Here is a 2,020-nt window from a genome sequence, read left to right as displayed (position 1 = left end):
GGTCGGGGAAGTCATAATAACACAATAGCCTCGCGTGCCTGGAAAAAGTGCCAAAACCGTTTTCTAGTAAGGCTTCCAGTAATATTCAGCCCAACCCAATGATCAATCCGAATCTGGCCAAAGCAGCCGGACAGCAAGCAGAGCAAAACCGATGGCCGCTATCGCTTTTAAGATCTTAGCGGGGAATAATTGCGCCATACTGCCCCCCGCAAGGACTCCTAAGAAACTGGTGAAGATTAAGGCGGTAATTGAGCCAAAAAAGACAGCTTTAGGTGATTTGGAACTGCCACCGAGAGCGATCGCTACTAATTGACTTTTATCGCCGATTTCTGCCAAAAAAACCGTGATAAATGTCAGTCCGAATAATTGCCAATTCATAAATTCTAGGGAGATGGGTGATGGGGAAGTGGGGAAGTGGGGAAATGGGGAAGTGGGGAAGTGGGGAAATTTCAACTAATACCCCAAAACCCTAAAACCCTAAAACCCCAACACCCCCCGCAACGCGGACGTAGTGACCAACCCAACACTCTAAAACCCCAAAACCCTAAAACCTCAACTATCTGTTTTTTCACTTTTTAATTCCCTCAAATGTCCTTGTTCAATTTTCCAGTGACGGTCAGCAATAGGCAATAATTCCCCAGCATCGTGACTAACTACTAATAAAGTCCAGTGTTGTTTGAGACTAGCGAGAAGTTTAGCCAATTGACGACGCATCGACCAATCTAAACCGGCCGTAGGTTCATCGAGAAGTAACAGATTAGGCTGCCGGATTAACTGGACAGCGAGGGATAAACGACGCTGTTGACCTCCACTAAGATTATGGGGAGAAGTATCCAGAGGAATATTTTCTAATCCTACCTCCTTTAAGGCCGCCGTTAGGCGCTCGCTTTTAATTTCTGGATGACCGAGACGCAACTCCTCAAGGATGGTTTTACCGCAAAAATGACGTTCGGGAAACTGAAAAACGATTCCTCCTAATTGTTGCAGGTGCAGCACCGTTAATTCTTGGTCGCGCCAGTGAATCGTCCCTCCTGTTTTATCGGCAAAGCCTGCTAAAATTTCCAAAAGAGTCGTTTTTCCGGAACCACTGGGGCCAACAATCAGACCTAATTCTTGGGGGGCTAATTCGAGATTAATCCCCTGTAAAATGGGATTGAGGGCAGCGGGGGGATGATAAACCACATCTTTGAGATAAAGCATTGACAGGAAAATAACTGGAAATTAAGTCTAGAAACTCGTTTCTATTGTGACAGATTTTTTCATTCGCTCAAGGAGACTTTTAACCATGGCGCTGCGGTTAGGTTTAACGAAAAAAATGGCGATCGGTGCTTCGCTGGCTGTTATGGTAGTGGTTAACTGGATTGGTCCCGGTTTAGCCGGAGATCCTTTCCGCAAAACCAATCCCCGACCGATTGGTGATAAGACCGAGGCCGCTTTTAACGCTATTTTTAAACAAGGTAACTATCTAGAGGCAAAAAAATTAATTGTTGAGGCCACAGAAAAGGAACCCCAAGAACCTTTGTCCCATGCTATGCGGGCCTCTCTTGCTTTTACCGACCAGGATTGGAACACCCTAAAAACCTACTCCGAGAAAACTAAGGAAGCGGCCAAACAAATACAGGGCAGCGACCCTTTAAGGGGAAATTTGTATCTAGCGGTGGGCAGTTTTTTAGAGGGAACCTACGTTTTTCAAACCGAAGGGGCAGTATCAGCTATCCCCAGATTACAAGAGGTGTTTCAGTATTTGGAAACTGCGGAAAAGGTTAATCCTACGGATCCGGAATTGAACCTGTTAAAGGGTTATATGGATTTGATTTTAGCGGTTAATCTGCCCTTTTCTAGTCCCCAAGAGGCAATTGAAAGGCTAGAAACCTACGGAAGTCCTGATTACTTGGTTGATCGAGGTATCGCTCTAGCTTACCGGGATTTAAAGCAGTATGATCAGGCTTTGCGGTTTATCGATAACGCTCTGAAAGCGACCCCCGATAATCCAGAATTAATGTATCTGAAGGGTCAAATC

Annotated in this window: 3 protein-coding genes; 1 reads left to right on the top strand and 2 read right to left on the bottom strand. The window is 45.4% G+C overall.

Going from position 1 to position 2,020, the window contains the following annotated elements; translation table 11 throughout:
• Positions 1–102: 102 nt before the first annotated feature.
• Both PX481_RS07845 and PX481_RS07840 read right to left on the bottom strand, forming a co-directional pair.
• The gene (locus PX481_RS07845; RefSeq protein ID WP_045358754.1) at positions 103–378 is read right to left on the bottom strand and encodes a TMEM165/GDT1 family protein; all 276 of its coding nucleotides are present in this window, start codon (positions 376–378) and stop codon (positions 103–105) included.
• Between the two features lie 174 nt (positions 379–552).
• On the bottom strand, positions 553–1,200 hold the full coding sequence (locus tag PX481_RS07840; protein WP_288094233.1) for an ABC transporter ATP-binding protein: 648 nt from the start codon (positions 1,198–1,200) through the stop codon (positions 553–555).
• A gap of 85 nt (positions 1,201–1,285) precedes the next feature.
• Here PX481_RS07840 and PX481_RS07835 point away from each other — a divergent pair.
• The coding region (locus tag PX481_RS07835; protein WP_288094235.1) for a Sll0314/Alr1548 family TPR repeat-containing protein at positions 1,286–2,020 on the top strand (735 nt) is incomplete at its 3' end.

The organism is Microcystis sp. M53603_WE2, from assembly GCF_030065435.1.
The sequence above is the reverse complement of the archived record's forward strand: the minus strand, read 5'-3'. Positions and strand labels throughout refer to the sequence as shown.